Below are 22,655 nucleotides of genomic sequence, written 5' to 3' on the forward strand. Positions count from 1 at the left end.
TTAGGTGTTTTTCTGGTGTCTGCTGGTTGGTTTGGTGGGTGGGGTGAGGGTGATGGTTGGCGTCGGTGGTCGGGGTGGGCTGCGGTGGTGGGTGTGTTTGAGGTGCCAGTTGGTCATCTTGCGTTTGATGACGCGGGGGTTGGAGCGTGGCCTGCGGGGTGGCAGGAGGCGTTCTAGCAGCTCACGGGTGGTGTGAGTCAGGGCTTGTCTGAGTCGTGAGGGGGGAAGGTGCCGCCTGGTCGGTGACGTGGCGGCGGGCGATGCGAAGAGTGCGGGTGAAGGACACTCGAGGTCGTTGAGGACGGCCACGAGCACGCTCGGGTTGACGTCGATTACGTCGATGAGTGCCTGCTGGCTCACCGGCCCGGAGCCGAGGTGTATCAGCGTCATCGCGTGGCGTGGGGTGAGCGCGGGTGCGGCGGCGGGACGCAGGGATGGCACGCCTGGCGGGCGAGGGCGGACAGCGCTGACGCTTGACGCCCGCTCAAGGGCGCGGACCTTATGGCGGGCGCGGGCGCAGTCGAATCAGCCGGTGTGGGTCGTCGCGCGGGCGAGGCTGTCCTCGATGCGGCTCAGGACCTCGATGGCCTCGGTCTGCTGATCGGGCGTGAGGCCCCCGGCGACACTGCTCTCCAGGTCGAGCCAGACACGCTCGACCTCCTGGCGCAGGGCATTGCTGGCGGCCGTGGGTTCCACGATGGTGGCACGCTTGTCGATGGGGGAGGAGAGGCGTCGGACGAAGCCCGCCTTCTCCAGCCGCTGGATGGTACGAGTCATGGTGGCGGCGTCGGAGCCGAGGAGGCGGGCGAGGTCGGTCGGGCGCTGCGGGCCGCGCTCCCACAGCTGCATCATGACCAGCTCCTGGCTTGGGTGGAGGCCAACACGGCGAAGCAGTTGGCTGGCCAGCATGCGGTGCAGACGGGCCACTCGGAGGATCGCGTGGCTGACTGGGCCGGCCATGACGGAGGTCGGAAGGGGCTCGCTCGCCGTCGACGACACGTCCCCGGTGTCCTCGGTCTTCGGCTGGCTCATACAGTCCCCGCTGCGCCTGAAGTTGGCTGAACATGCAAATCGTACCTTCCCGCGGTGGGGCGTGGGCAGTGCGGGCATATTCGCCCCAGTCGCGACCGGGGGCGTGGATCACGCGCCACTGGGGAATGGTCCATGGGGTTTACTTGTTCGGACAGTAAATAATGCTCCGGGCAACGGCTGGGCCGACTGGCCACCGTCGACCCCAGCGGGCAGCCGCAGAACAACCCCGTCATGTTCAGCCTCGCGGCTGAGGGAACCATTCTGATCGGCGGCCACAACATGGGGGCGTCGAAGAAGTGGCGCAATCTGCAAGCCGATCCCAAGCTGGCGTTCGTCGTCGACGACGTGGTCAGCTTCCGGTCCTGGAAGGCGCGTTTCGTCGAGATCCGCGGCAGGGCCGAGCTCCTGGACGGCGCCACCGCGCGGCGCGGGATTCAGTTCCGAGGTGATCCGCATCCACCCGGAGAAGATCTTCAGCTTCGGGGTGGATCAGTGAGCGCCACGGTCAGGCTGTCACCATGGGCATGATGTCCAGGTAGACCTGCATGTCCTTGATGATTCCGTCCGCGCGTCGACGGAGGAGGGTGACGGCGGGCAGGCACATCGTGCGACCGTCGCGGAGGGTGTAGTCGACATCCGCGACGAGCACCGCCGAGTCGCCACACTCCCACACCTGGCGGAATCGGTGCGAGACGCGGCTGATCATCTCGAGGAACGGTGCCGCCGCCGCTCGGTACTCGGCGTGGCCGATGGTCTCCTTCCCGCTGCCGAACCGGACGCGGGCGTCTGCAGAGAAGCGGGCGACGGCGGCATCCACGTCCATGGCGTCGAAGCACGTGTAGAGCTCTGTCACCCAGGTGGGTATCTCGTCGGCGAACCGTACGGCGGCGGTGGCGGGCTGATTGTCGATCATGATGTCTCCCTGCGGCCTGGTCGTCCCTTGGTGGTGCGTCTGCGGTCCCCGTGAGGTGCTTGCTGCGGGTCGTGGTCGGTGCGGGCTCACGCCCGCACGAAGCCCCCGTCGACGACCAGCGTCTGGCCGGTCATGAAGGCGGCGTCGTCGGTGGCGAGGAACGAGACCACGCCCATCAGGTCCTCTGGCAGCCCGGTGCGTTTGATCGCCTGGTTCGCGACGATCGCGTCGAAGGCGCCCAGCTCCAGCTGCGGCCCGGAGAGGGTGCCGGGTGTGCGCACGAGACCCGGCGCGATCGCGTTGACGGTGACGCCCTGTTCCCCGACCTCGGCGGCCAGCGAGCGTACGAAGCCGATGACCGCGCCCTTGCTCGCCGTGTAGGCGACCATGCCGGCGGAGCCCGCGTGGAAGGTGGTCGAGGCCATGACGACGATCCGGCCCCAGCTGCCCCGAGTCATGGCAGGCAGGAACGCCTTGGTGAGGTGGAAGACGGAGTCGAGGTTGACGTCCATGATCCGGCGCCAGGGCGTCCAGTCGGTGTCCGCGAAGGGCGCCATGGGGTAGATGCCGGCGTTGTGGACGAGGATGTCGACGCCGCCGAAGCGGTCGGTGACCGCCTCCGCGCAGCGGGCCACACTCTCGGCGTCGGAGACGTCGCATCGCACCGAGAAGACCTCACCGCCGTCCTCCCGGACGAGCTTCTCCGTCTCGTCGGCCGAACCGAGGTCGGCTATGGCCACACGGTGCCCGTCGCGGGCGAGCCGCAGGGCGTAGCCCTGTCCGATGCCCGCGGCTACGCCCGTGACCAGGGCGACTCTCCGAGGTCTGTGTTCCTTGGCTGTGTCGGTCGGCATGCCAACTCCCTTGGTAGGGCGGGGGGCGTGTCCTCAGAGGCCACGCCCCTCGATAGGTGTTCAGGTGCTGGACTTCTCGATGCCGAGCAGGTGCTCGTAGTACGCGCGCTTGGTGCCTTGGTCCTTGTCGAGGTAGGCCAGGACCAGGGCGTAGATCTCGTTCTGCTGAATGGTGTAGTGGTCGTCATTGCCGGCGAGGAGTTCGCCCAGCTGGTCGAGGTGGAGGTGCCAGGCGGCGCTCAACAGGTGCTCGCGGCCGACGGAGAACGGCAGGGCATGGGTGAGCGCGATGCGCGAGCCGTCGCCGTCGGCCCGGACCTCCCAGCGCATCGTGGTGCCGATCAGGTCGGGGGTGTGGCCCCAGGCAGGCACGTCCCAGGTCAGCGCGAGGACGCGCTCGGGGTCGTACTCCAGGACCTTGCCGTAGACCGTCGCGCCCATCTTGGGGGCGATCTGGATGACCACCTCGCCGCCCACGACCGGCTCCAGCTTGTCGATCGGGCCGCCCATCCACTTCGCCAGCGACTCGGGCTCCGAGACGAAGCGCCACAGGCCGGTCAGGGGCGCGTTGAAGCGCCGTTCGAAGTGCACCTCGTTCATCTCGGAAGTGCGGCGGATGATTCCGTCCACGGGGTCCTTCACTGGTGTCACTGCTGCTTCCTCCTCGGGGGCGAAGTCGGGGTCGAAGTAGACGTGCATGCGGCTGATCCGGCCGTCGCGGAAGTCGAAGACGGCACAGAACCGGCCGGGGACCGTACGGCGGCCGTCCCAGGTTTCGCCCGTGACGAGCTCGCCCTCCGTCGTGCCCTCGACAACGACGCGGTCGCCCTGCTCGACGACGTCGAAGTCGGCGACGTGGTGGGCCATGTGACGGAACCTCACACGGCCCTTTCCGGCGGTGACCATGGCCTCGATGCCGGTCGCGGTGCCGAACTTGGGGGCATAGATCTGAACGTCCTCGGTGAACAGCTCGACGGGGTTGCCCTCGATTCGGCCGTCGGCGATGTCGTAGAACCGCTTGATCGTGGCGACGTTCTGGGAGTTCACCATGCGAGATAGCCTCCGTCGGCGTTGACTACGGATCCGGTGATCAAAGAGGCCTCGTCGCCGCACAGCCAGGTCACCGCGGCCGCGACCTCCTCCGGTCGGCCCGGGCGGCCGATGGGCTGGCGGGCCAGGACGGCGGCCACGGCGTCGGGCGGGTTGGCGGCCGTCATCGGGGTGTCGATGTAGCCGGGGGAGACCGCGTTGACTCGGATGCCCTGGGCTGCGTACTCGACGGCCGCCGTCTTGGTCAGCCCGGCCACGCCGTGCTTACTGGCCACGTACGCCGCCTGAGTCGGCATGCCCGTGTGGGCCCAGATCGAGGTCGTGTTGACGATCGCACCGCCGCTGACCTCGAGCATCGCGGGGATCTGGTACCGCATGCAGAGAAATACGCCGAGCAGGTTGACGTTCACCACACGGGTGAAGTCCGCCTCCGCCAACTCTCCTGTAAGGGCCATGGAGTAGGTCCCCGCGTTGTTGTGGGCGAAGTGCAGCCCGCCGTACGCCGTCGAGATGGCGTCGACCGCCGTGCGGACCGCGTCGCCGGAGGCCACGTCGGTGTGCACGAAGAGCGCCGCGCCCCCGGCCTCCTCGATGAGGGCAACGGTCTCCTTGCCACCCTCGGTGTCGATGTCGCACACCCCGACCGCCGCGCCACCGGCCGCGAAGGCCAGCGCCGAGGCCCTGCCGATGCCGGAACCGGCGCCGGTCACCATCGCGACACGCCCCTCGAACCGTTCGGATGCCGGCACGGGCTACTCCGGCTTCGATTCGAAGTTCTGCAGGAACTCCTCCGGCATGATCGGGCACCACACCGCCGGAGGGACGTCCCAGTCCTTGCCCTGCCAGTCCTCCGTGATCTGGTCGATGTCGCTGAAGTACTCGATCCAGCTGCCCCACGGGTCGCGCACGTAGTGGAAGAGGTTGGAGCCGAGGCTGTGCCGGCCCAGGCCCCATCCGACCGTGTGGCCCTTGCCGGCCATGATCTGCGCGCCCATTGCCAGCTCGTCGAGGTTGTTGACCTCCCAGCTGGAGTGGTGCAGGCCCGGGTGGCTGGACTGGATGAAGCCGAAGACGTGGTGGTCGCCCGGGCCGGAGTTCATGAACACGGCCTTGCCGGTGATCCGGTCGGACAGCCTGAGTCCAAGGGCGCGCTCGTAGAAGTCCTGGGAGCGGTTGACGTCCGAGGAGAAGATCAGCATGTGGCCCAGCCGGCGCGGGCGCGGCGCGGCGTCCGCGGTCAGCCAGCGGGCCTCGTCGACGCGCTGATGGTCACCGGGCAGGTTCTGTTTCACCGGCTGAGCGGGACGCGCCGGGGCGAGTTCCTGCTCGCGGACGTTGACCGCGTTGCCGTCCGGGTCGCGGAACCACAGGCCGCCCTCGGGGGCGCCGGCCGGGGCGTCCAGCAGGGCAATGTCCAGGGATTCGAGGTGACGCTGGAACTCGCCCAGCGAGCCGGCCGGCGCGGCGAAGGCCACGTGGTGCAGGCGCTTGTCCTGCCCCTCGACCAGCAGGGTCTGGTTCTGGTCGCGTCCGTCGCAGCGCACGACCAGACGGTCGGAGTGCTCGTCGACGGCGAGGCCGAAGTCGGTGTAGAAGTCCTTGCCCTGGGCCAGATCGGGTAGTTGGAGGCCGTAGTGCAGCAGGCCGCTCACGCGCATGGTGCGTTCCTTAGGTGGGGGTGGGGGAATTCAGGATTCGGTCGTTCGGCGCAGGTGCGCCCAGAGCCGGTCGAGCAGGGGCGGCGCTGCCGCTCGCCAGGACGCGATCTCGTCGGGGGTGAGGGGGCGGCTCGCCCCCGCCTGGCGGGCTGCGAGGTGCAGACGGCAGGTGACGTCCAGCAGCCACATGCGGGCCACCGCGTGACCGGGTGAGCAGCCGGTGGTGACTGCACCGTTGCCGCGTAGCACGAGCGCGTCGGCCTTGCCGAGGGTGCGTACGGCCGCCTCGGCGATGGCGGCAGAGCGCATGAGCCGGGCGTCGTCGTGGACGGGGACCGCCTCGCCGAGCATGGCGCCCTGGCCGTGCAGGGGCGGGATGCGGGACGTGACCGAACCCGCCGCGAAGGCCGATTCTGGGATGGCCCGGGCGACGGCGTCCACGTCGGGGCGGGCCCGGTAGACCGCCAGATGGACCCAGGCCTCGCCGGGCGCGCCCGCCGGCAGGGTCCGGGCGTCCAGCGGGATACCGACGAGGGTGTCCGGCGTGGCCTCGGCGAGGTCGATCGCGGGGGTGATCAGGACGTGGTCGGCGTGTCGCACCGACACGTGTCCGAACGCGGTCACCATGCCGAGCGCCGCGAGGACGCGGGCCGCGGTGACCATGTCCTCGCCAAAGTTCGGCGCGTCCGGGGTCATGACCGCGGGAGCCAGGGGCGGCGACCGCTCATCCCGTGACCTCCTGCGCGGCCACGGCCTCGGCGTCCAGGGCCGCGAACAGCGGCGCGGCGTCGATGTGCACGCGCAGCGATGTGATCAGGGCGGAGGGGCCGCGGCCGATGACCGTGACGGTGGGGAGGATCACCTCGGCGCCGCCCCGCGTGAGGTAGTGGACGCGGGCTTCGAGCACGAGGGTCGTCGGGGTGACCTGCCAGCGGTTGCACCACTCGTGCCGCATGCCGGTTAGGGCCGCACGCAGGTTCTCCAGCAGTTCGCGCACCGCGTCGTGGCCGATGGCGGGCGGGTTGTTGCCGAAGACGATCTCCCCGTCGGGGGCGAAGCGGTCGAGGACGCGCTCGGTGAGCTGTGCGTCGACGTCGGCGTAGAAGGCGTCGGTCCAGTCGCCCCAGTCGGACTTGTCAGACATCTTTGTCACTTTCCGTCCGTGTTTGTTTTCGGCGTCAGGCTGCGTCAGCCGTCGCCAGCCGGCGCATCGCGTCCCTGGTGGCGGTGATGGCCTGGAGGTAGTCGGCGGTCATGGTCCTGGCGTACGTCTCCTCCGCCTCGGAGCTGCCGGGGATCCCGACGAGAACCAGGGCGAAGCTGAAACGCAGCTGCATGTCGTCGCCGTCGCCGTCGATCTCGTTGGCGATCGTGCCGAGCACTGGCCCCGACAGTCGGGTGAACACCACCCGATGGGGTTCTTCGAGCGTAATGCGCTCTCGGAATGAGTCGCTCCGGATGCGTATGTCGCGGTCGAAGCTTCCGTCCTCGTATTCGGCGACGACAGCGCAGTCGCTCATCGCGGGCACGAACGGCAGGGCGTTGTTGGCCTTGCGGACCAGGCCCTCCCACACCGCTGCGCGGTCGAGACAGGGGGCTCCCGGTTCGTTGACGGGCACTGAGTGGCTCACGAAGATCATTGGATCTCCTCCTCCGGCCGGCGGCGTTGCCGGTCTTGTGGGCGAGTGCGAGGGGACGTCGCTACGACGCCGCGGGCAGCTGGCGCTGCCGGATGGTCGGCGCGACCGGGCCGCGCCACATGTCGATCGACGAGGGCTGCTCGAGGTCGAACACGCGCGGCGCCCACGTCGTGTCGTCCTCGATCAGCTGCCCGCCGACGGCGTATTCGTAGGTGAGGTTCTCGGGGCCCCTGAAGTAGAGGAACACCGAGCCGGAGGTGGGGTGGCGCCCCGGGCCCATGACGATCTCTACGCCCTGTTCGATGAGGAAGTGCCAGTTGCGCATCAGGCCGTCCAGGGAGCCGACCTGGAAGTTGACGTGGCAGAGCGCCGCTTCGTCGCCGCGGAACACGGCGAGCTTGTGGTGGACCGGGTCGATGCGCATCAGGCAGGCGCCGTCGCCGACCCAGTCCGACACGCGGGCGTTGAAGGTGGTGGACCAGAAGCGGTACGCCTCATGCACGTCGGGCGCGTCCAGGCACAGGTGGCCGAACTCGGTGACGCCCGAGGCCCGGCCGAGCCGCACCGGTTCGGCGGACTGGAACTGCGCGGCGGCCAGCTCGACGCGGTTGCCGAACGGGTCGTCGAAGGCGAGGTAGCCGGAGACCCCGCGCGAACGCGCCCCTGCCTGGTCGCCGCGCTCCACGCGCACCCCCTGCTTCTCCAGTTCGGTTTCGGCCGCGGCGAGTGCGTCCGGACCGGCGACCGTGAACCCGGAGGAGATCACGCCCGAGGGGCCCTCGACGAAGGTGAGGCAGTGGTGCCGGGCGTCCGCGCGCAGATGGACAACACCGGGTTCGCCGGAGTCGACTACTTCGAGCCCGACGATGTCCCTGGCGAAGCGGACGGCCCCGTCCAGATCCTCGACGCCCGAGCGCACGTAGGCGATGTCGGTCAGGGTGATCACGGGGTGGTCCCTTCGTCGTAGCCGAGGAAGCCGCGCGACTGGGCGCTTTCGGGCCAGTGGCCGCAGATGGCGCCGGTCAGCTGCGTCTGCAAGCACCGCGGCGGGTTGCACGGGCAGGTGCGGCGGGCGCCGGCGGTGCCGGACTGCACCTTCGTGGGCCAGTCGGGGTCGACGAAGAGAGGGCGGGCGAGGCCGACCGCCGAGGCCTGGCCCGTTTCCAGGACCTGCACCGCCGCACGCGGGTCGCCGAGGCCGCCGTTGGCCACTACCGGGATCCTCACCGCGCGTTGCAGTGCCTCGGTGTCGTCGAGCGAGTAGCCCGGCTTGGCGAGCATGCCCAGATTGGCAGGCAGGCGCATGGTCTCGAAGGTGGCCGGGATGGCGAAGAGGAACGCCGCGCCCTCGGCCTCCAGCAGCGGGGCGAGCCGTACGGCGTCGTCCAGAGTCCAGCCGCTGTCCACCCGCTCGTCGCTGAGCAGGTGCACGCCGACCACGAAGTCCGGGCCGGTGTTCGCGACGATGCGGCGTACGACCTCCAGCGCGAAGCGCGTCCGGCCGGCGAAGTCGCCGCCCCACTCGTCGGTACGCCGGTTGGTGCGCGAGGACAGGAACCCGGAGATCAGGAAGCCCTGCGCGGCGTGCACGTCGACGCCGTCGAACCCGGCGCGCTCGCACAGCCGCGCGGCGCGCACGAACTCCTCGATGGCTTCCTCGATCTCCTCGGGCGTGATCTCCTGCGGGGTGACGACCCGGCCCGGAGCCAGTTCGAAGGGAATCGCGGAGGGCGCGAGCCGGGGCCTGGCCTCGTACTCCTCCCAGGGGCCGGCGTACCGCCCGGAGTGCACGATCTGGACGATCGACAGGGCACCGTGCCGACGGATCTCGTCGGCCAACCGCCGCAGGCCGGGCAGCTGCTCCTCGTCGCTCACCAGGGTCTGCAGGGGCATCTGGCGGCCGGCGACGCTGATCGCGAAGTTCTCCGTGACCACGACCCCGGTGCCGCCCTGTGCGCGGCGGGCGTAGTGCTGGATCTCCTTGTCGGTCACCGTGCCGTCGGGGTTGGCATATCCGACGGACATGGGGGCCTGGAAGATGCGGTTGCGGGCCGTGCGCTTGCCCAGGCTCAGCGGTGCGAACAGCGGAGCGAAGTCCGCGGTGACGGCGGTGTCACTCGTACTCGTGGAGGTCATCCCTGCTCCAAGGTTTCTCAGGCCACCTGCGGGTCCCGCTGGGCAGACGGCTCGCCTGCACGCCACACGTGATTGCGCAGGGCGCCCAGGGGGTTGATGTCGATGTGCAGTTCGTCGCCCGGGCGCAGCGACAGGCCCTTGGCGGCGCCGACGCCGGCGGGTGTGCCGGTGGCGAGCACGTCGCCGGGTTCAAGGGTCATCAATTGGCTGGCCGCAGAGATGAGTTGCGCCACGCCGAAGATCATGTCCTTGGTGTTGCCGTCCTGTTCGAGCACGCCGTTGCGCCACAGACGGATCGGCAGCGACTGGGGGTCGGGCGCGAACCAGGACGGCGTCACGCCGGGACCGATCGGGGTGAAGGTGTCCCGTCCCTTCGACGCGAGCCAGTCGAAGGCGAACGGCGGAGCCAGGGGGTTTGGCCGGGCATGGAGGCCGCGCGCCGAGATGTCGTTGACGATCGTGTAGCCCGCGACCGCCTCCAACGCCCACTCCACCGGCACCTGGTGGACGCGCCGCCCGATCACCACGCCGAGTTCGGCCTCCCAGTCCACCCGGGCTTCCGGGTTGTCCGGGATCTCGATGGCGTCGTCCGGCCCGACGATCGTGGTCGGCGGCAGCAGGAAGAAGTACGGCTCCATGCCCGGCGGCACGTCGCCGACGCCCATCTCCTGCAAGTGGTCGCTGTAGTTGGCGCCGGCGCAGACGAGCTTGCCCGGCGACGGGATCGGCGTGAGGAGCCGTACGCCGTCCAGGGACTTGCCGTCCGCCGGCTGCCAGTCGCGCAGGACCGGCTCCAGCTCTGTCCAGTCACGCAGCGCCGCCCCCACGTCGGGGTAGCGCGCCAGGTCCGGATGGCGCCACACGCGCCCGTCGGCGTCGGCGGCCGCGACGAATGACTCCGCTGGTTCCGCATCGCGGCCCTCAGGGCGGCAGGTCACCAAACTCCATACGGTCATCCGAACTCCCGAAGCTCGATTATTGGCCGTCCTACCATTTGGCAATGACTCGATGCAACGCTGCCTGGCGGCCATGACGACCACAGTGCATACAGTTTCATCGCCAGTCAATAGGTCGACCAAGGGTTGACTTCGGTCCGCGAAAGTGCACACAGTTTGAGCGTGGATCGCCTGCCGGCCCAGCCCGGCGCGCACCTGAACCGACCCGATCGGAGATCGCCAATGACGGAGTTGATCGCACGCCCGGCGGAGCGGGGCGAGGGGGTGACGTCATGACCGACGCGACGCTGACCGAGGCAGCGGACACCCTGCTCGCCGCCTACGACACCCGGGTCCCGGTCGAGCCGCTGGTGGACAAGTATCCCGGGCTGACACTCGCCGACGCCTACGAGATCCAGCTGGTGCAGATCCGCCGCAGGGTGGAGGCCGGCGCCCGGATCAAGGGCCACAAGGTCGGCCTGTCGTCGCCCGCCATGCAGCGTCAGATGGGTGTCGGCCAGCCCGACTACGGCCATCTGCTGGACGACATGTTCTGGCTGGAGAACGCGCCCGTTCCGGCGTCGCGGTTCCTGCAGCCACGCGTCGAGCCGGAGATCGCGTTCGTGCTCAAGAAGTCCCTGACCGGCCCGGGCGTCACCGTGGCCGAGGCCGCGGCGGCGGTGGACTTCGTGCTGCCCGCCCTGGAGCTCATCGACTCACGCATCCGCGACTGGCGCATCGGCATCATCGACACCATCGCCGACAACGCCTCGTCCGGGGGAGTCGTCCTGGGCAGCACCCCCGCCCGGCTCACCGACGTCGACCTCCGCCTTGCCGGCTGCACGCTGCACCGCAACGGCGACCTCGTCGGCACCGGCGCGAGTGGCGCGGTGCTCGGCTCGCCGCTCACCTCACTGGTGTGGCTCGCCAACACCGTCGGCACGCGTGGTGTGGTCCTGGAGGCCGGGCATGTCGTGCTGCCCGGCTCCATCACCGCTTCCGTGCCGGTCGCCGCCGGGGACACCGTCACGGCGGCCTACGCCGGACTCGGCAGCGTCACGGCACGTTTCACCGAGGAGACCTCATGAGCAAGGCGATCGCGGCCATCGTCGGCCCCGGCAACATCGGCACCGATCTGCTGGCCAAGCTGCTGCACGGCGAGACGGTCGACGTGCGCTACATGGTCGGCGTCGACCCGGCCTCGGACGGCCTCGCCCGGGCACGCGACCTGGGCCTGGAGACGTCCGCGGAGGGAGTCGACTGGCTGCTGTCCCGCGACGAGCTGCCCGAGCTGGTCTTCGAGGCGACCTCGGCGAAGGCGCATATCGCCAACGCGAAGCGCTACGCCGAGGCAGGCATCCAGGCGATCGACCTGACGCCGGCGGCGGTGGGCCCGCTGGTCTGCCCGCCGGTGAACCTGGGTGAGCACCTGGACGCCCCCAACATCAACATGATCACCTGCGGCGGACAGGCCACCATCCCGATCGTGCACGCGGTCTCCCGCGTGGTGCCGGTCGCGTACGCCGAGATCGTCGCGTCGATCGCCTCCCGGTCCGCCGGACCCGGCACCCGCGCGAACATCGACGAGTTCACCGAGACCACCGCGCAGGCGATCGAGCAGGTCGGTGGCGCCCGCAAGGGCAAGGCCGTGATCATCATGAACCCGGTCGAACCGCCGATGATCATGCGGGACACCGTGTTCTGCGCGATCCCGGAGGACGCCGACCGCGACGCGATCAGTGAGTCGATCGTCCGCATGGTCGACGAGGCGGCCGAGTACGTGCCCGGCTACACGCTGCGCGCCGACCCGCAGTTCGACGACCCGCGCCCCGAGTGGAAGGACCAGGCGCGGGTGGCTGTCTTCCTGGAGGTGCGCGGCCGGGGCGACTACCTGCCGCCCTGGGCCGGAAACCTGGACATCATGACGGCCGCGGCCGCTCGCGTGGGCGAGCTGCTGGCGGGCGCGAAGACGACGGCGGTGACCTCATGACCCCCGAAACGACCACCGGCACGACACCTGAGACGCCCCCCGAAGGGACCGCCGAGCCGCGCAGGTTGCGGATCACCGACTCCACCCTGCGGGACGGCTCGCACGCCATGCGGCACCAGTTCACCGAGGAACAGGTGCGCGGCGTCGTCCACGCTCTGGACAAGGCGGGCGTCGAGATCATCGAAGTGGCCCACGGCGATGGCCTCGGCGGCTCCAGCTTCAACTACGGCTTCTCCAAGGTCGACGAGATCCAGCTGATCGGGGCCGCCGTCGACGAGGCCACCCGCGCGAAGATCGCCGTCCTGATGCTGCCCGGCGTCGGCACGGTCACCGAACTGAAGCGCGCTCACGCCGTCGGAGCGAGCGTGGCCCGCATCGCCACCCACTGCACCGAGGCGGACACCTCCGTCCAACACTTCACCGCCGCGCGGGAGTTGGGCATGGAGACGGTCGGCTTCCTGATGCTCTCCCACCGCATCGCCCCCGACGAACTCGCCAATCAGGCCCGGATCATGGTCGACGCCGGCGCCCAGTGCGTGTACGTCGTCGACTCGGCCGGCGCCCTGGTACTCACCGACGCACAGGCCCGGGTCCAGGCCCTCGTCAACGAGATCGGCCACGAAGCACAGGTCGGCTTCCACGGCCACCAGAACCTCTCCCTCGGCGTCGCCAACTCCGTCCTCGCCTACCAGGGCGGCGCCCAGCAGATCGACGGCGCTCTGTGCGCGCTGGGCGCAGGTGCCGGAAACTCGCCCACAGAGGTGCTCGCAGCCACCTTCGAACGGATGGGCATCCCCACCGGCGTCGACGTCGACCTGGCCCTGGCCGCCGCCCAGGACGTGGTGAAGCCTTTCATCCCCCGGCTGCCGTGGATGGACCGCTCCTCCATCGTGCAGGGCTACGCAGGCGTCTACTCCAGCTTCCTGCTGCACGCCGAACGAGCCGCCGAACGCTACGGAGTTCCCGCCCACGAGATCCTCGAACAGGTCGGCGAGGCGGGCTATGTCGGCGGCCAGGAGGACATGATCATCGACATCGCGCTGCGGCTCGCCGAAGAACGAGAGAAGGCGGGGGCAGACCGATGACCTGGGATCTCGACCGCGCCGCCACAGCCCTGCTGGAGGCGGAAGACACCCGCACCGACCGCGGCCCGATCACCGACGAGTGGCCCGAACTCGACCTGGACATGGCGTACGCGGTCCAGGACGAGACCCTGCAACGCAGGCTCAACCGGGGCGAGCACATCGTCGGCGTCAAACTCGGCCTGACCTCGCGGGCCAAGCAGGAGCGGATGGGCATCGCCGCCCCGCTCACCGCCTGGCTGACCGACGCGATGCTGCTCCCGGCCGGTGCACCGGTCCCGCAGGACCGGCTGATCCACCCGCGCGCCGAACCGGAGATCGTCTTCGTCATGAAGGACCGGCTGGCCGGCCCCGGCGTCACCGCCGCCACCGCGCTGGCCGCGGTCGGGTCGGTGCACGGCGGCATCGAGGTCATCGACAGCCGCTACCGCGACTTCCGCTTCACCCTGCCCGATGTGGCCGCGGACAACGCCTCCTCCGGGCGCTTCGTCACCGGCCCCGTCGGCGTGCCGCCCGAGAAGCTCGACCTCGCGATAGAGGCATGCCTGGTCGAGGTCGACGGCCAGGTCGCCGACAGCGCGACCGGCGCCGCCGTCCAGGGCCACCCCGCCGAAGCACTGGCCCTGGCCGCCAACGAACTCGGCCGCCGGGGCCTTGCGATTGAGCCGGGCTGGCTCGTCCTCACCGGCGGCATGACCGACGCCGTTCACGTGCCGCCCGGGACCACGGTGGCCGTGCACTTCACCCACCTCGGTTCGCTCCACCTGACAGGAGGCTGACATGCCGCTGATCGAAGTGACGATGGTTCATGGCCGTACGCCGGACGAGATCCGCTCACTCATCCACGAAGTGACCGGTGCCGTGGTCAAGGCGCTGGACGTACCCCAGCAGAGCGTCCGGGTCGCCGTACGCGAACTGCCGAAGACGCACTGGGCGGCCGGCGACGTCACCATCGCCGAACGCGAGGCGGCGGCGAGCGCGGCCGGGGGAGGGACGAGCTGATGGAGTTCTACAGCCATATGATCGACGGCGAGGAGGTGGCCTCGCTCTCGGGTGCCACGTTCTCCTCCTTCGACCCCCACACCCACCAGGACTGGGCGGAGATCGCGCTCGGCGACGGCTCCGACGCCGACCGAGCCGTGACAGCCGCCCGCCGAGCCTTCGACACCGGGCCCTGGCCGCGCATGGGCGCTGCCGAACGCGGCCGCATCCTGCACCGCCTGGCCGACCTGATCGAGGCGCACGCCGACGACCTGGGCATGGCGGACACCCGCGACATGGGCAAGCCGATCACCCAGTCCCGCGGCAACGACGTACCGCGTACAGCCGCCAACTTCCGCTTCTTCGCCGACCACGCGAGGCTGTCCACGTCCGAGGCCTATCCGATGGACACCGGCCACCACGCGTACACCCGCTACGGCCCGGCCGGAGTCGTCGCGGCTATCGCCCCGTGGAACTTCCCGATGATGCTGGAGAGTTGGAAGGTCGCACCGGCCCTCGCCTGGGGCAACACGGTGGTGCTGAAGCCCGCCGAGGACACCCCCGTCTCGGCCACCCTGATAGCCCGGCTGGCCCTCGAAGCGGGCATGCCGCCCGGCGTGTTCAACGTCGTCCACGGCTACGGCCCCGACTCGGCGGGGCAAGCCCTCACCGAGAACCCGGCCGTGGACCGCATCACCTTCACCGGCGAGTCCGGCACCGGCCGCGTCATCGCCGCCGCCGGGGCCCGCAACCTCACCCCGGTCAGCCTTGAACTCGGCGGCAAAGGCGCCAACTTGGTCTTCGCAGATGCCGATCTGGACAACGCCGTCGAGTGGTCGATCAGGGCCGTGTTCACCAACTCGGGCCAGGTGTGTCTCGCCGGCTCCCGGCTCTACGTCCAGCGGGAAATCTACGACGAGTTCCTCGCCCGGTTCGTCGCCGCGGCGGACGCGATGGTCGTCGGCGATCCCAAGGACGAGGCCACCCAGATCGGACCGCTGGCCTCCGCCGAACACCACGCGAAGGTCGCCGGTTACGTGGACACGATCACGGAACAGGGCGGCACCTTGCGCACCGGTGGCCTCGGCGAGGGCTGGACGGTACGCCCCACCGTGATCACCGGCATGGATCACAAGGCCCGGCATGCCCGCGAGGAGATCTTCGGCCCCGTCGTCGTGGTGATCCCGTTCAGCACCGAGGCTGAGGCGGTCGAGCTGGCCAACGACACGACGTACGGCCTCAACGCGATGCTGTTCACGGAGAACCTGCACCGTGCCCACCGGGTCTCGGCAGCGCTGCGGGCAGGCACGGTCTGGGTCAACTGCTTCTTCGTACGGGACCTTCGGGCGCCCTTCGGCGGTGCGGGCGACTCCGGGATCGGCCGTGAAGGCGGCACCTTCAGCCGGGAGTTCTTCACCGAGCCCAAGGCCGTGGTGATGCAGATCGATGAGGCGGCGGACAGCCGCTGATCCCCCGGATCGCCAACCGACGGCGACGGCGACGGCGACGGCGGCTCAGTCGGGGGAGCGGGGTATCAGGCGGATGATCGGCAGTTCACGGTCAGTCTTCACCTGGTACTGCGCGAAACGGGGCGCGGCGGTGGTGATCTGCCGCCACGCCCCGATTCGCTCCTCGCCGTGGAGTTGCTCGGCGACGACGTCCACCTTGCGGCTTCCGATCTGCACCTGCGCCTTGTCGGGATGGGCGGACAGGTTGTAGTACCAGGCCGGGTTCTTGGCGGCCCCGGCCGCCGAGGCCACGATGATCCAGCTGCCGTCCTGGCCAGGGAACCAACCGACGGGTGACTCGCGTGGCTCACCGCTCTTGCGGCCGGTGGTCGTCAGGACCAGGGCGTTCATCCCCATCAGCTTGCCTCCGCCTTTGCGGCGTATGCGCTTCATGGTCCACTTGTTGAACCACCGGGTACCTCGCCCGGGTTGACGTGCGCCATGCGTCCCGGAAGATGCGTCGAAGCTCATGTGACCTCCTTGGCCAGCAAAATATTTGCTGGCCAATCGCTGGTCAATCAGACTTCGATATGTGGTCGGGATTGTCCCGGTTAGTCCGGCAGATGCGTGCGACAAGGGACTCCCAGCTCCCGGCCAGTCGCTCGACGTGGCGGCTGGGATCGGTCTCCTCCGGCATGGACAGGTAGAGCAGGATCGGGCCCTCGAGGGCGGCGGTGAGCTGAACCGCCAAGGCGTCGAGGTCCGCGAACCCCGGGCGTGCCTGGCGCAGGAGCATGCGGATGTGGAACTGGGAGACGCTGCCCTCCCCGGCCGGGACCGGCCGGTTGCGGTCGAGCGCGGCGCGGGCGATCGCGATGCGGGCGAGCAGGAAGGAGATCCGGGCGCGACCGTAGGCGATCAGGCGGGCGACCGGTTCGGCCTCGGGGCCCAGGGGCGCCGGGCCGGACAGTACGTGCTCCTGGAAGGCGCGTTCGTCGTCGTCCAGCACCGCGTGGAAGATCCCCGCGCGGGTGCCGAACCGCCTGTACACCGTGCCCTTGCCCAGTCCGGACCGCTCGGCCAGACCATCCATGGTGACCTTGTCCACCCCGAGCTCGGCGATCATCTCGCGGGTCGTCCGCAGGAGGAGTTCGCGGTTGCGTGCGGCGTCGGCCCGCTCTCCGCGAAGCCTGCCCAGGGGGATTGCGACTCGTTCCACGCGGTGCAGCGTACGGCACCAAGAGCTAAGCGGGGTGAAGTCCCCTTCTGTTATCTTTGGTCGACCACATTTTATCGACCTGTGAAACGGACGTCCCGTGAACGCACCCAACGATCCTTCCAGCGGCTCAAAAGCCCCCAGGAAGCCGAAGCAGCGGCTGAGCGGAGTCGTGGACCGCAGCCTTGCCATCCGCACGACGCCGATCGAGCGCCTCGACCTGTCGTCCAAGCGGCTGATCGTCTTCGGCGGCACGGGCGGTCTCGGTCAGGCCGTCGCCCGGCAGGCCCTTCAGCGTGGCGCCGAGGTGACCGTGGTCGGCCGGACGTTCCGGGACACCCCGTCGGACCGGCTGACCTTCGTGAAGGCGGACCTGTCGTCGATGCGCGAAGCCGTACGCCTGGGCGAGGAGCTCCCGGTCGAGTCCTACGACGTCGCCTACTTCTCACTCGGGATCATGGCGGCCAAGACCCGTGAGGTGACCCGCGAGGGCCTCGAGCGGGACATGGCGATCAGCTACCTGAGCCGACTGGCAGTCCTCCAGGGACTGAGCCCCAGGCTGGGTACCGGGCGTCCCGGGGGTGCGGCGCAGCCGCGCGTGTTCGTCATGGGTGCTCCCGGCACGGGCATGGTCGGCGACCTCGACGACCTGAATTCGGAGAAGGCGTACAAGCCCATGGTGGCGCACATGAACACCGTCGCCGGCAACGAGATGCTCGTGCTCGCCGGACCCGACAGGCTCCCCGGCCCGGCGTACTTCGGTCTGAACCCCGGCTTCATCAAGACCGGCATCCGCTCCAACTACCTGGGCGAGGGCAGCATCGGCCACCGCCTGGCCGAGTCCCTGGTGGGCCTGACGGGGCCGTCGCCGGAGACCTACGGGGAGCGCATCGTGCCCCTTCTGTTCACGGAGGACCTCGAGGGCCGCACGGGGCTCATGTTCAACAACAAGGCCCAGCCCATCCTGCCCACCGAAGGGCTCGGGAAGGGCTACATCGATCGCTACCTGTCGGCGTCGGAAGCGCTCCTGCACAGCGCGCTGAACCGATGACAGAACGAACCGTCCGACAAGTGGCCGACGTGACCTCCATACCGTCCGATGCCGAACTCGCGCGGTCACTGGACGGCGACTTCGACAGCCGTCATGCCGAAGTGAACGGCATCGACCTGCACTACGTGATCGGCGGCCAGGGGGACCCGCTGTTCCTGCTCGGCGGATGGCCGCAGACCTGGTGGCAGTTCCACAAGATCATGCCGACGCTCGCACGGCGGCACCAGGTGATCGCCGTCGACCTGCGGGGCATGGGGTCCTCGGGCAAGCCGGAGGCCGGCTACGACAAGAGGACGATGGCCGGCGACATCCTGGCGCTCGCCCACCTCCTCGGCCATGCACGCGTGGACATCGCCGGTCATGACATCGGCGCCACCGTGGCGTACAGCTTCGCCGCCAACCACCCCGAAGCCGCCGGCCGCATCGCGCTGCTGGACGTGCTGCATCCCGAGGAGAGCTGGTTCAAGTTCAGCGTGCTGCCCCGGCCCGGGCAGTTTGTCGCGTGGTGGTTCGCTTTCAACCAACTGCGCGGTCTGCCGGAGAAGTTGCTGGAGGGGCGCTCGCGTCATCTGGTCGACGCGATGCTGGATCTCCTGGTGGCCGACCCGACCGCCATCAGTGACTTCGATCGCGCCGTCTACGCGCAGGCATACTCCACACCGGAGGCGATCAGGGCGTCCAACGGCTGGTACCAGGCCTTTGCACAGGACATCGAGGACGAGAAGGGCTACGGCTTCCTGACGCCGCCTATCCTCGCCCTGACCAGTCCGCACACCTACGAGCCCGCGCGGACCACGCTGGCCCGCACGGCGCCCGACGCCAAGGTGGTCAAGGTCGACGGGTCCGGTCACTTCCTCGCCGAGGAGCAGCCCGACGCCGTCGCCCAGCACCTGACCGCGTTCTTCACCCGATAACGTCCGCATTCGCCGACCCTGCCGACTCCTGCGAGGGTCGGCCAGGTCGGCGTTGCCGTCCTTCCCTCAGCTGAGCTGACGGACCATCAGGAGGGGCCGTAGGTGTCGTCGCCAGGGGGCTGAGCAGTCGTCGACAGATGATCGGCAATGTTCTGCTCCAGTCGCGCGAGTATCGCGCGCATCTGACTCTGCTCGGCATCAGTGAGGCCGTTCGTGATGAGTTCCTCCAACTCGACGCAGCTTTGCTCGACCTGTCGGCGCAGAGCGATGCTGGCAGCGGTCGGCTCGACCATCACGGACCGCTTGTCGGTGGGGGAGGGGACACGGCGCACGAAGCCGGCCTGCTCCAGGCGCCGGACGGTACGCGTCATCGTCGCGGCGTCGGAGCCGACGAGCTGGACGAGGTCCACCTGGCGCAGCCGGCCGCGCTCCCACAGCACCTTCATGACGACCTCCTGGCTCGGGTGGAGCCCGACCTCACGCAGCAACTGACTGGAGGCCATGCGGAATTGCCGGGCCACGCGGACGATGTGGTGACTGAGGTTGTCGCAGTGTGCGATCAGCGCGGCCGCCTCGATGTCGGCCGACAACGGTGTCCCCGCCGGCCCGTCGACTCCTGTTCTGCTGCTCATCGATCCTCCGGACGCTTCGCGCCAGGGATTGGCCCTGGTGCCTTGACGCGCCGCGGCGCCCGCCGGGTCGGTGGCCGGTGCGGGCGCCGCGGTATGGCTGGGTGCTGTCGGCTACGAGTTGAGGGAGGGGTAGTCGGTGAAGCCCTTGTGGTCGCCGCCGAAGGAGGTGGCGCGGTCGGGGGCGTTGAAGGGGCCGCCCTGCTGCAGGCGGGCGGGGAGGTCCGGGTTGGCGAGGAAGAGGCCGCCGTAGGCGATGAGGTCGGCGACGCCGTCCTCGATCAGCTTCAGCTCCTCGGGCCCGGTGGGCTCCATGCCGGTGAACGGGTTGAGGATGAAGGTGGTGGGCCAGGCCTTGCGCAGGCGCAGGGTGAGGTCGCGGACCTCGGGGGCCTCCATCTGGTGCAGGTAGGCCAGGTTCAGCGGTGCGAGGGCGTCGACGAGGGCGGTGTAGGTGGCGTCGACGTCGGTGCGGTCGTTCTCGTCGATGTCGTTGTAGGGGTTGGCCGGTGAAATGCGGAAGCCGACCTTGTCCGCACCGATGGCGTCGACGACGGCCTTGGCGGTCTCGACCGCGAAGCGGGTACGGGCCTCGGGGCTGCCACCCCAGGCGTCGGTGCGGGTGTTGGAGTTCGGGGCGAGGAACTGGTGGATGAGGTAGCCGTTGGCGCCGTGCAGTTCCACCCCGTCGAAGCCGGCCTCCACGGCGTTGCGGGCCGCCGTGGCGTAGTCGGCGATCGTCTCCGGGATCTCGTCCTCGGTCAGCTCCTTCGGAGTGACGAAGTCCTGCGGACCCTCGTGGGTGTAGACCTGACCCTTCGCCTGGACCGGGGAGGGGCCGACCGGGGTCAGGCCCATCAGGGAGGGATGTCCCACCCGGCCGGTGTGCATCAGCTGCAGGTAGATCACACCGCCCTCGGCGTGCACGGCGTCGGTCACCTTGCGCCAGGCATCGATCTGCTCGGCGGAGTGGATGCCCGGAGTGTCGGGGTAGCCCTGGCCGATCACCGACGGCTGGGTGCCCTCCGTGACGATCAGCCCCGCGCTCGCCCGCTGCGCGTAGTACTCGGCCATCAGGTCGGTCGGGGACTGCCCGGAACCGTAGGCGCGGCTGCGGGTCATCGGAGCCATCACGATCCGGTTCGACAGACGCGTACCGGACAGGTCGTAGGACTCAAAGGCCGTCGACATGATCACATTCCTTGCTTCACAGAAGATACCGCTGCACAGGCAGCAGCTCTGACGGACTGGCGCTCGCTCTCGCGCCGTTTGCTGTCCGAACAAGTAAACACTAAGAATCGTTTCCGGCGCACATTGTGACGAGCGGCACATGTCTGAATAGCGCTGCTAGCTGGGGTTTTGGGACCTCGAGTGGGAGGAGGAGGTGTCGATGAGTGAAGGTGCCCGCTTGATAATTTGGTCGACCACTCGGGATCGTGTGCGGCAAAGGACGACCAAGTCAGCACGCCACATGGCGAAGTTCGCCGACATGCCGCACGCCGCCTAGAGGCAGGCGGGAGAGCGCATCAACATCTTCGCGACGCCCGTTTAGAACACCGGGTCGATCAGACAGAACTCCTGGGGGGTACCGTGCGTCCATCGTTCCCCCGTTTCCTTGTCACGACCAGCTGACGGGCCGAACTACCGGCCCACGCTTTCCTTTGTGGCCGAGACCCACGGCGCGGCCGGCGCCACTCACCGATGCTGAGCCCGTGGCGAGTGAGGGCGCTCCATGCCGGCCAAAGGAACTGGGAGATTCTTCCGCGGGACAGCCGACGTCGTTCGCACGCTGTGCCAGGGTCGGCTCGTAAGCTTTCATCGGCATGGAGACTGGCCTGGTAGCCGCACATGCTGCTCGCCCGGCAGGCGGGTCTCGGGCGGGCAGCGTATGTCGGCGGCCACGCGGTTCGGCCCGCACGCGGGCACGGGGCCGGCCGCATGTCTGCCGGTTGATCGAAGGCACGTCCACGCCCCTGCGTTTGGGAATGGTAGGCATCGGTAGGGAACGGCCTGTGATGCAAAGGGCCCGCAGCTTCGAGGGAAGGGCCCATGAGCGCGGTGGAGCCTGTCGTGGGTCTGTTCGTCGCTGGCGGGGCGGCGGCGTACTCACCGCCGCCTTGGTATGACTGGCTTTATTCACGAGTTCTCGTGAACAGAGCCACTGCGCCGGGGGTGTTGGGATGACGCGGGGCGCCGCGGGCAGGCCTGACTCCGTTGTCATCCGGTGTGTACGTGCCCCCCGGAGCACGGAACGCATAGCCGCCCTGACCGCACGGGAACTCGGCGAAGGTCCTGGCCTCCGGCTATGACCCGATGACGGCGTACCAGCAGCAGACCTGGCGCTGACCGCCGGACACGACAAGGGCGGGGCACCCGCTGGGATCGCCGCGCCCTCGCGTTCACCCGAGAACCGCCCCAGACGACCACTGCCAGCCGTCTCCCGCATGTCCCGCCGGCCCGCCGGGCGGCGGGTGTTGAGCGGTCAGAGCGCGTACAGCGCTTCCAGACTTCACCCGAGCCCGACATCGTTCGGCGCCCGGGCGGCCGGGGATCGTCGGCACGGCAGGGGAGCCGACCCAGGTGCCCGGCGGATCTGTACCTCGCTCCGCGCCTGGACCAAGGCCCGGGGTCTGGTCAAGGAGGAACGGCGCGGTGCTTACCGCAGTCCAGAACCCGATCGAGGCGGGAGCCCAAACGGAGGGAGAGAGGGCCTACCTGTGCACCGTCGAGACCGCGGCGCGGGAGGCTCTGCGCAACATGACGCGCCTGGCGCCCGAGCCGGTGTACCACCCCGCACTGGTGGACGACGACACCGTCATCAAGCCGTACGTGGTGCTCAACGGGAACACCCGGGGCAGCAGCATCCACACCCTCCTCAGCCGCATCGCGGCGTAAGCGCACGCGACAGCCGCGCTCGAGGAAGCGGTGGCCTCCTACAACCCGCCGACCACCCCGGCTCCGGCAGCAGCCATACGGCACGCGGTCAGCGGCGGCGGAACCACCGCCGCCGCTGCTGTCCCTCTACCCTCTGGTCCTGGTGCTGCCTGGCGCCGCCGTCTCCGACGCGCCCGTCGCAGCCGGTGCCCAGGCCGGGGAAGGCTCGGGGACGGCAGGGGGGCTGGGGGA

General features: G+C 69.3%; 26 protein-coding genes. 10 read left to right on the plus strand and 16 right to left on the minus strand.

What is annotated here, in order from left to right; all coding sequences use genetic code 11:
* Positions 1-525 precede the first annotated feature (525 nt).
* Positions 526-1,032, minus strand: coding sequence for a MarR family winged helix-turn-helix transcriptional regulator (locus tag CCN51_RS04155; RefSeq protein ID WP_014174120.1), 507 nt, complete (start codon positions 1,030-1,032; stop codon positions 526-528).
* A 186-nt stretch (positions 1,033-1,218) separates the two neighbouring features.
* Here CCN51_RS04155 and CCN51_RS04160 point away from each other — a divergent pair, with 186 nt between their 5' ends.
* On the plus strand, positions 1,219-1,560 hold the full coding sequence (locus CCN51_RS04160; protein WP_338000813.1) for a PPOX class F420-dependent oxidoreductase: 342 nt from the start codon (positions 1,219-1,221) through the stop codon (positions 1,558-1,560).
* Here the strand turns inward: CCN51_RS04160 and CCN51_RS04165 are convergent.
* The 11 genes from CCN51_RS04165 to CCN51_RS04215 all read right to left on the minus strand — a co-directional run bounded on the left by CCN51_RS04165 (position 1,538) and on the right by CCN51_RS04215 (position 10,314).
* Positions 1,538-1,945: a nuclear transport factor 2 family protein gene (locus CCN51_RS04165; protein ID WP_014174122.1), complete on the minus strand. Its 408-nt coding sequence runs from the start codon at positions 1,943-1,945 to the stop codon at positions 1,538-1,540. The two genes, CCN51_RS04160 and CCN51_RS04165, sit on opposite strands and share 23 nt — an antisense overlap.
* A gap of 86 nt (positions 1,946-2,031) precedes the next feature.
* Positions 2,032-2,799: an SDR family NAD(P)-dependent oxidoreductase gene (locus CCN51_RS04170; RefSeq protein WP_014174123.1), complete on the minus strand. Its 768-nt coding sequence runs from the start codon at positions 2,797-2,799 to the stop codon at positions 2,032-2,034.
* Between the two features lie 60 nt (positions 2,800-2,859).
* Positions 2,860-3,849 (minus strand): SRPBCC domain-containing protein, encoded by a 990-nt coding sequence (locus CCN51_RS04175; RefSeq protein WP_014174124.1) that lies wholly within the window; start codon positions 3,847-3,849, stop codon positions 2,860-2,862.
* On the minus strand, positions 3,843-4,598 hold the full coding sequence (locus CCN51_RS04180; RefSeq protein WP_014174125.1) for an SDR family NAD(P)-dependent oxidoreductase: 756 nt from the start codon (positions 4,596-4,598) through the stop codon (positions 3,843-3,845). Before CCN51_RS04180 ends, CCN51_RS04175 begins: the two co-directional genes overlap by 7 nt.
* Positions 4,599-4,601: 3 nt before the next feature.
* Entirely contained in the window at positions 4,602-5,507 is a 906-nt protein-coding gene (locus tag CCN51_RS04185) for a VOC family protein (RefSeq protein WP_014174126.1), read from the minus strand.
* A gap of 30 nt (positions 5,508-5,537) precedes the next feature.
* Entirely contained in the window at positions 5,538-6,203 is a 666-nt protein-coding gene (locus tag CCN51_RS04190) for a class II aldolase/adducin family protein (RefSeq protein WP_014174127.1), read from the minus strand.
* A 28-nt stretch (positions 6,204-6,231) separates the two neighbouring features.
* Positions 6,232-6,651, minus strand: a complete 420-nt coding sequence (locus CCN51_RS04195; protein WP_014174128.1) for a nuclear transport factor 2 family protein — start codon at positions 6,649-6,651, stop codon at positions 6,232-6,234.
* Between the two features lie 34 nt (positions 6,652-6,685).
* On the minus strand, positions 6,686-7,147 hold the full coding sequence (locus CCN51_RS04200) for an SRPBCC family protein (RefSeq protein ID WP_014174129.1): 462 nt from the start codon (positions 7,145-7,147) through the stop codon (positions 6,686-6,688).
* Positions 7,148-7,208: 61 nt separating this feature from the next.
* Positions 7,209-8,093, minus strand: coding sequence for a VOC family protein (locus CCN51_RS04205; RefSeq protein ID WP_014174130.1), 885 nt, complete (start codon positions 8,091-8,093; stop codon positions 7,209-7,211).
* Positions 8,090-9,283 carry an oxidoreductase gene (locus CCN51_RS04210; protein WP_014174131.1) on the minus strand — a complete coding sequence of 398 codons (1,194 nt, stop codon included), beginning with the start codon at positions 9,281-9,283 and terminating at the stop codon, positions 8,090-8,092. The genes CCN51_RS04205 and CCN51_RS04210 overlap by 4 nt, the downstream gene beginning before the upstream one ends.
* A 17-nt stretch (positions 9,284-9,300) precedes the next feature.
* Positions 9,301-10,314, minus strand: a complete 1,014-nt coding sequence (locus tag CCN51_RS04215; RefSeq protein WP_245881574.1) for a fumarylacetoacetate hydrolase family protein — start codon at positions 10,312-10,314, stop codon at positions 9,301-9,303.
* Positions 10,315-10,511: 197 nt separating this feature from the next.
* Here CCN51_RS04215 and CCN51_RS04220 point away from each other — a divergent pair, with 197 nt between their 5' ends.
* From CCN51_RS04220 to CCN51_RS04245, 6 genes are read left to right on the plus strand one after another with little or no spacing between them, the layout of a single operon-like run.
* A complete protein-coding gene (locus tag CCN51_RS04220; protein ID WP_014174133.1) occupies positions 10,512-11,306 on the plus strand; it encodes a 2-keto-4-pentenoate hydratase in 795 nt (264 codons plus the stop codon).
* Complete coding sequence (locus CCN51_RS04225; RefSeq protein ID WP_014174134.1) at positions 11,303-12,208, plus strand: acetaldehyde dehydrogenase (acetylating); 906 nt, start codon at positions 11,303-11,305, stop codon at positions 12,206-12,208. Before CCN51_RS04220 ends, CCN51_RS04225 begins: the two co-directional genes overlap by 4 nt.
* On the plus strand, positions 12,205-13,293 hold the full coding sequence (dmpG, locus tag CCN51_RS04230; protein WP_014174135.1) for a 4-hydroxy-2-oxovalerate aldolase: 1,089 nt from the start codon (positions 12,205-12,207) through the stop codon (positions 13,291-13,293). The genes CCN51_RS04225 and dmpG overlap by 4 nt, the downstream gene beginning before the upstream one ends.
* Positions 13,290-14,069, plus strand: coding sequence for a 2-keto-4-pentenoate hydratase (locus tag CCN51_RS04235; RefSeq protein WP_014174136.1), 780 nt, complete (start codon positions 13,290-13,292; stop codon positions 14,067-14,069). Before dmpG ends, CCN51_RS04235 begins: the two co-directional genes overlap by 4 nt.
* A 1-nt stretch (position 14,070) precedes the next feature.
* Positions 14,071-14,292: a tautomerase family protein gene (locus CCN51_RS04240; protein ID WP_014174137.1), complete on the plus strand. Its 222-nt coding sequence runs from the start codon at positions 14,071-14,073 to the stop codon at positions 14,290-14,292.
* A complete protein-coding gene (locus CCN51_RS04245; RefSeq protein ID WP_014174138.1) occupies positions 14,292-15,740 on the plus strand; it encodes an aldehyde dehydrogenase in 1,449 nt (482 codons plus the stop codon). Before CCN51_RS04240 ends, CCN51_RS04245 begins: the two co-directional genes overlap by 1 nt.
* 45 nt (positions 15,741-15,785) lie before the next feature.
* Here CCN51_RS04245 and CCN51_RS04250 read toward each other — a convergent pair whose 3' ends face one another.
* Positions 15,786-16,172, minus strand: coding sequence for a nitroreductase/quinone reductase family protein (locus CCN51_RS04250; RefSeq protein ID WP_014174139.1), 387 nt, complete (start codon positions 16,170-16,172; stop codon positions 15,786-15,788).
* A 121-nt stretch (positions 16,173-16,293) separates the two neighbouring features.
* A complete protein-coding gene (locus CCN51_RS04255; protein ID WP_425444742.1) occupies positions 16,294-16,947 on the minus strand; it encodes a TetR/AcrR family transcriptional regulator in 654 nt (217 codons plus the stop codon).
* Between the two features lie 88 nt (positions 16,948-17,035).
* Here CCN51_RS04255 and CCN51_RS04260 point away from each other — a divergent pair, with 88 nt between their 5' ends.
* Together CCN51_RS04260 and CCN51_RS04265 are read left to right on the plus strand one after the other, a co-directional pair.
* Positions 17,036-17,986, plus strand: coding sequence for a Rossmann-fold NAD(P)-binding domain-containing protein (locus CCN51_RS04260; protein ID WP_245881576.1), 951 nt, complete (start codon positions 17,036-17,038; stop codon positions 17,984-17,986).
* A 20-nt stretch (positions 17,987-18,006) separates the two neighbouring features.
* Positions 18,007-18,900, plus strand: a complete 894-nt coding sequence (locus CCN51_RS04265) for an alpha/beta fold hydrolase (RefSeq protein ID WP_245881577.1) — start codon at positions 18,007-18,009, stop codon at positions 18,898-18,900.
* An 86-nt stretch (positions 18,901-18,986) separates the two neighbouring features.
* On the opposite strand, the gene CCN51_RS04270 is transcribed toward CCN51_RS04265, so the two are convergent.
* Positions 18,987-19,490 carry a MarR family winged helix-turn-helix transcriptional regulator gene (locus CCN51_RS04270; RefSeq protein WP_425444741.1) on the minus strand — a complete coding sequence of 168 codons (504 nt, stop codon included), beginning with the start codon at positions 19,488-19,490 and terminating at the stop codon, positions 18,987-18,989.
* A 153-nt stretch (positions 19,491-19,643) separates the two neighbouring features.
* On the minus strand, positions 19,644-20,720 hold the full coding sequence (locus tag CCN51_RS04275; RefSeq protein WP_170061282.1) for an alkene reductase: 1,077 nt from the start codon (positions 20,718-20,720) through the stop codon (positions 19,644-19,646).
* A 1,461-nt stretch (positions 20,721-22,181) separates the two neighbouring features.
* Between CCN51_RS04275 and CCN51_RS04280 the strand changes: the two genes are divergently transcribed.
* Positions 22,182-22,424 carry a hypothetical protein gene (locus tag CCN51_RS04280; protein WP_086859265.1) on the plus strand — a complete coding sequence of 81 codons (243 nt, stop codon included), beginning with the start codon at positions 22,182-22,184 and terminating at the stop codon, positions 22,422-22,424.
* The last annotated feature ends 231 nt before the right edge of the window (positions 22,425-22,655 follow it).

It is taken from the genome of Streptomyces milbemycinicus, assembly GCF_002154605.1.
GTDB lineage: Bacteria > Actinomycetota > Actinomycetes > Streptomycetales > Streptomycetaceae > Streptomyces > Streptomyces milbemycinicus.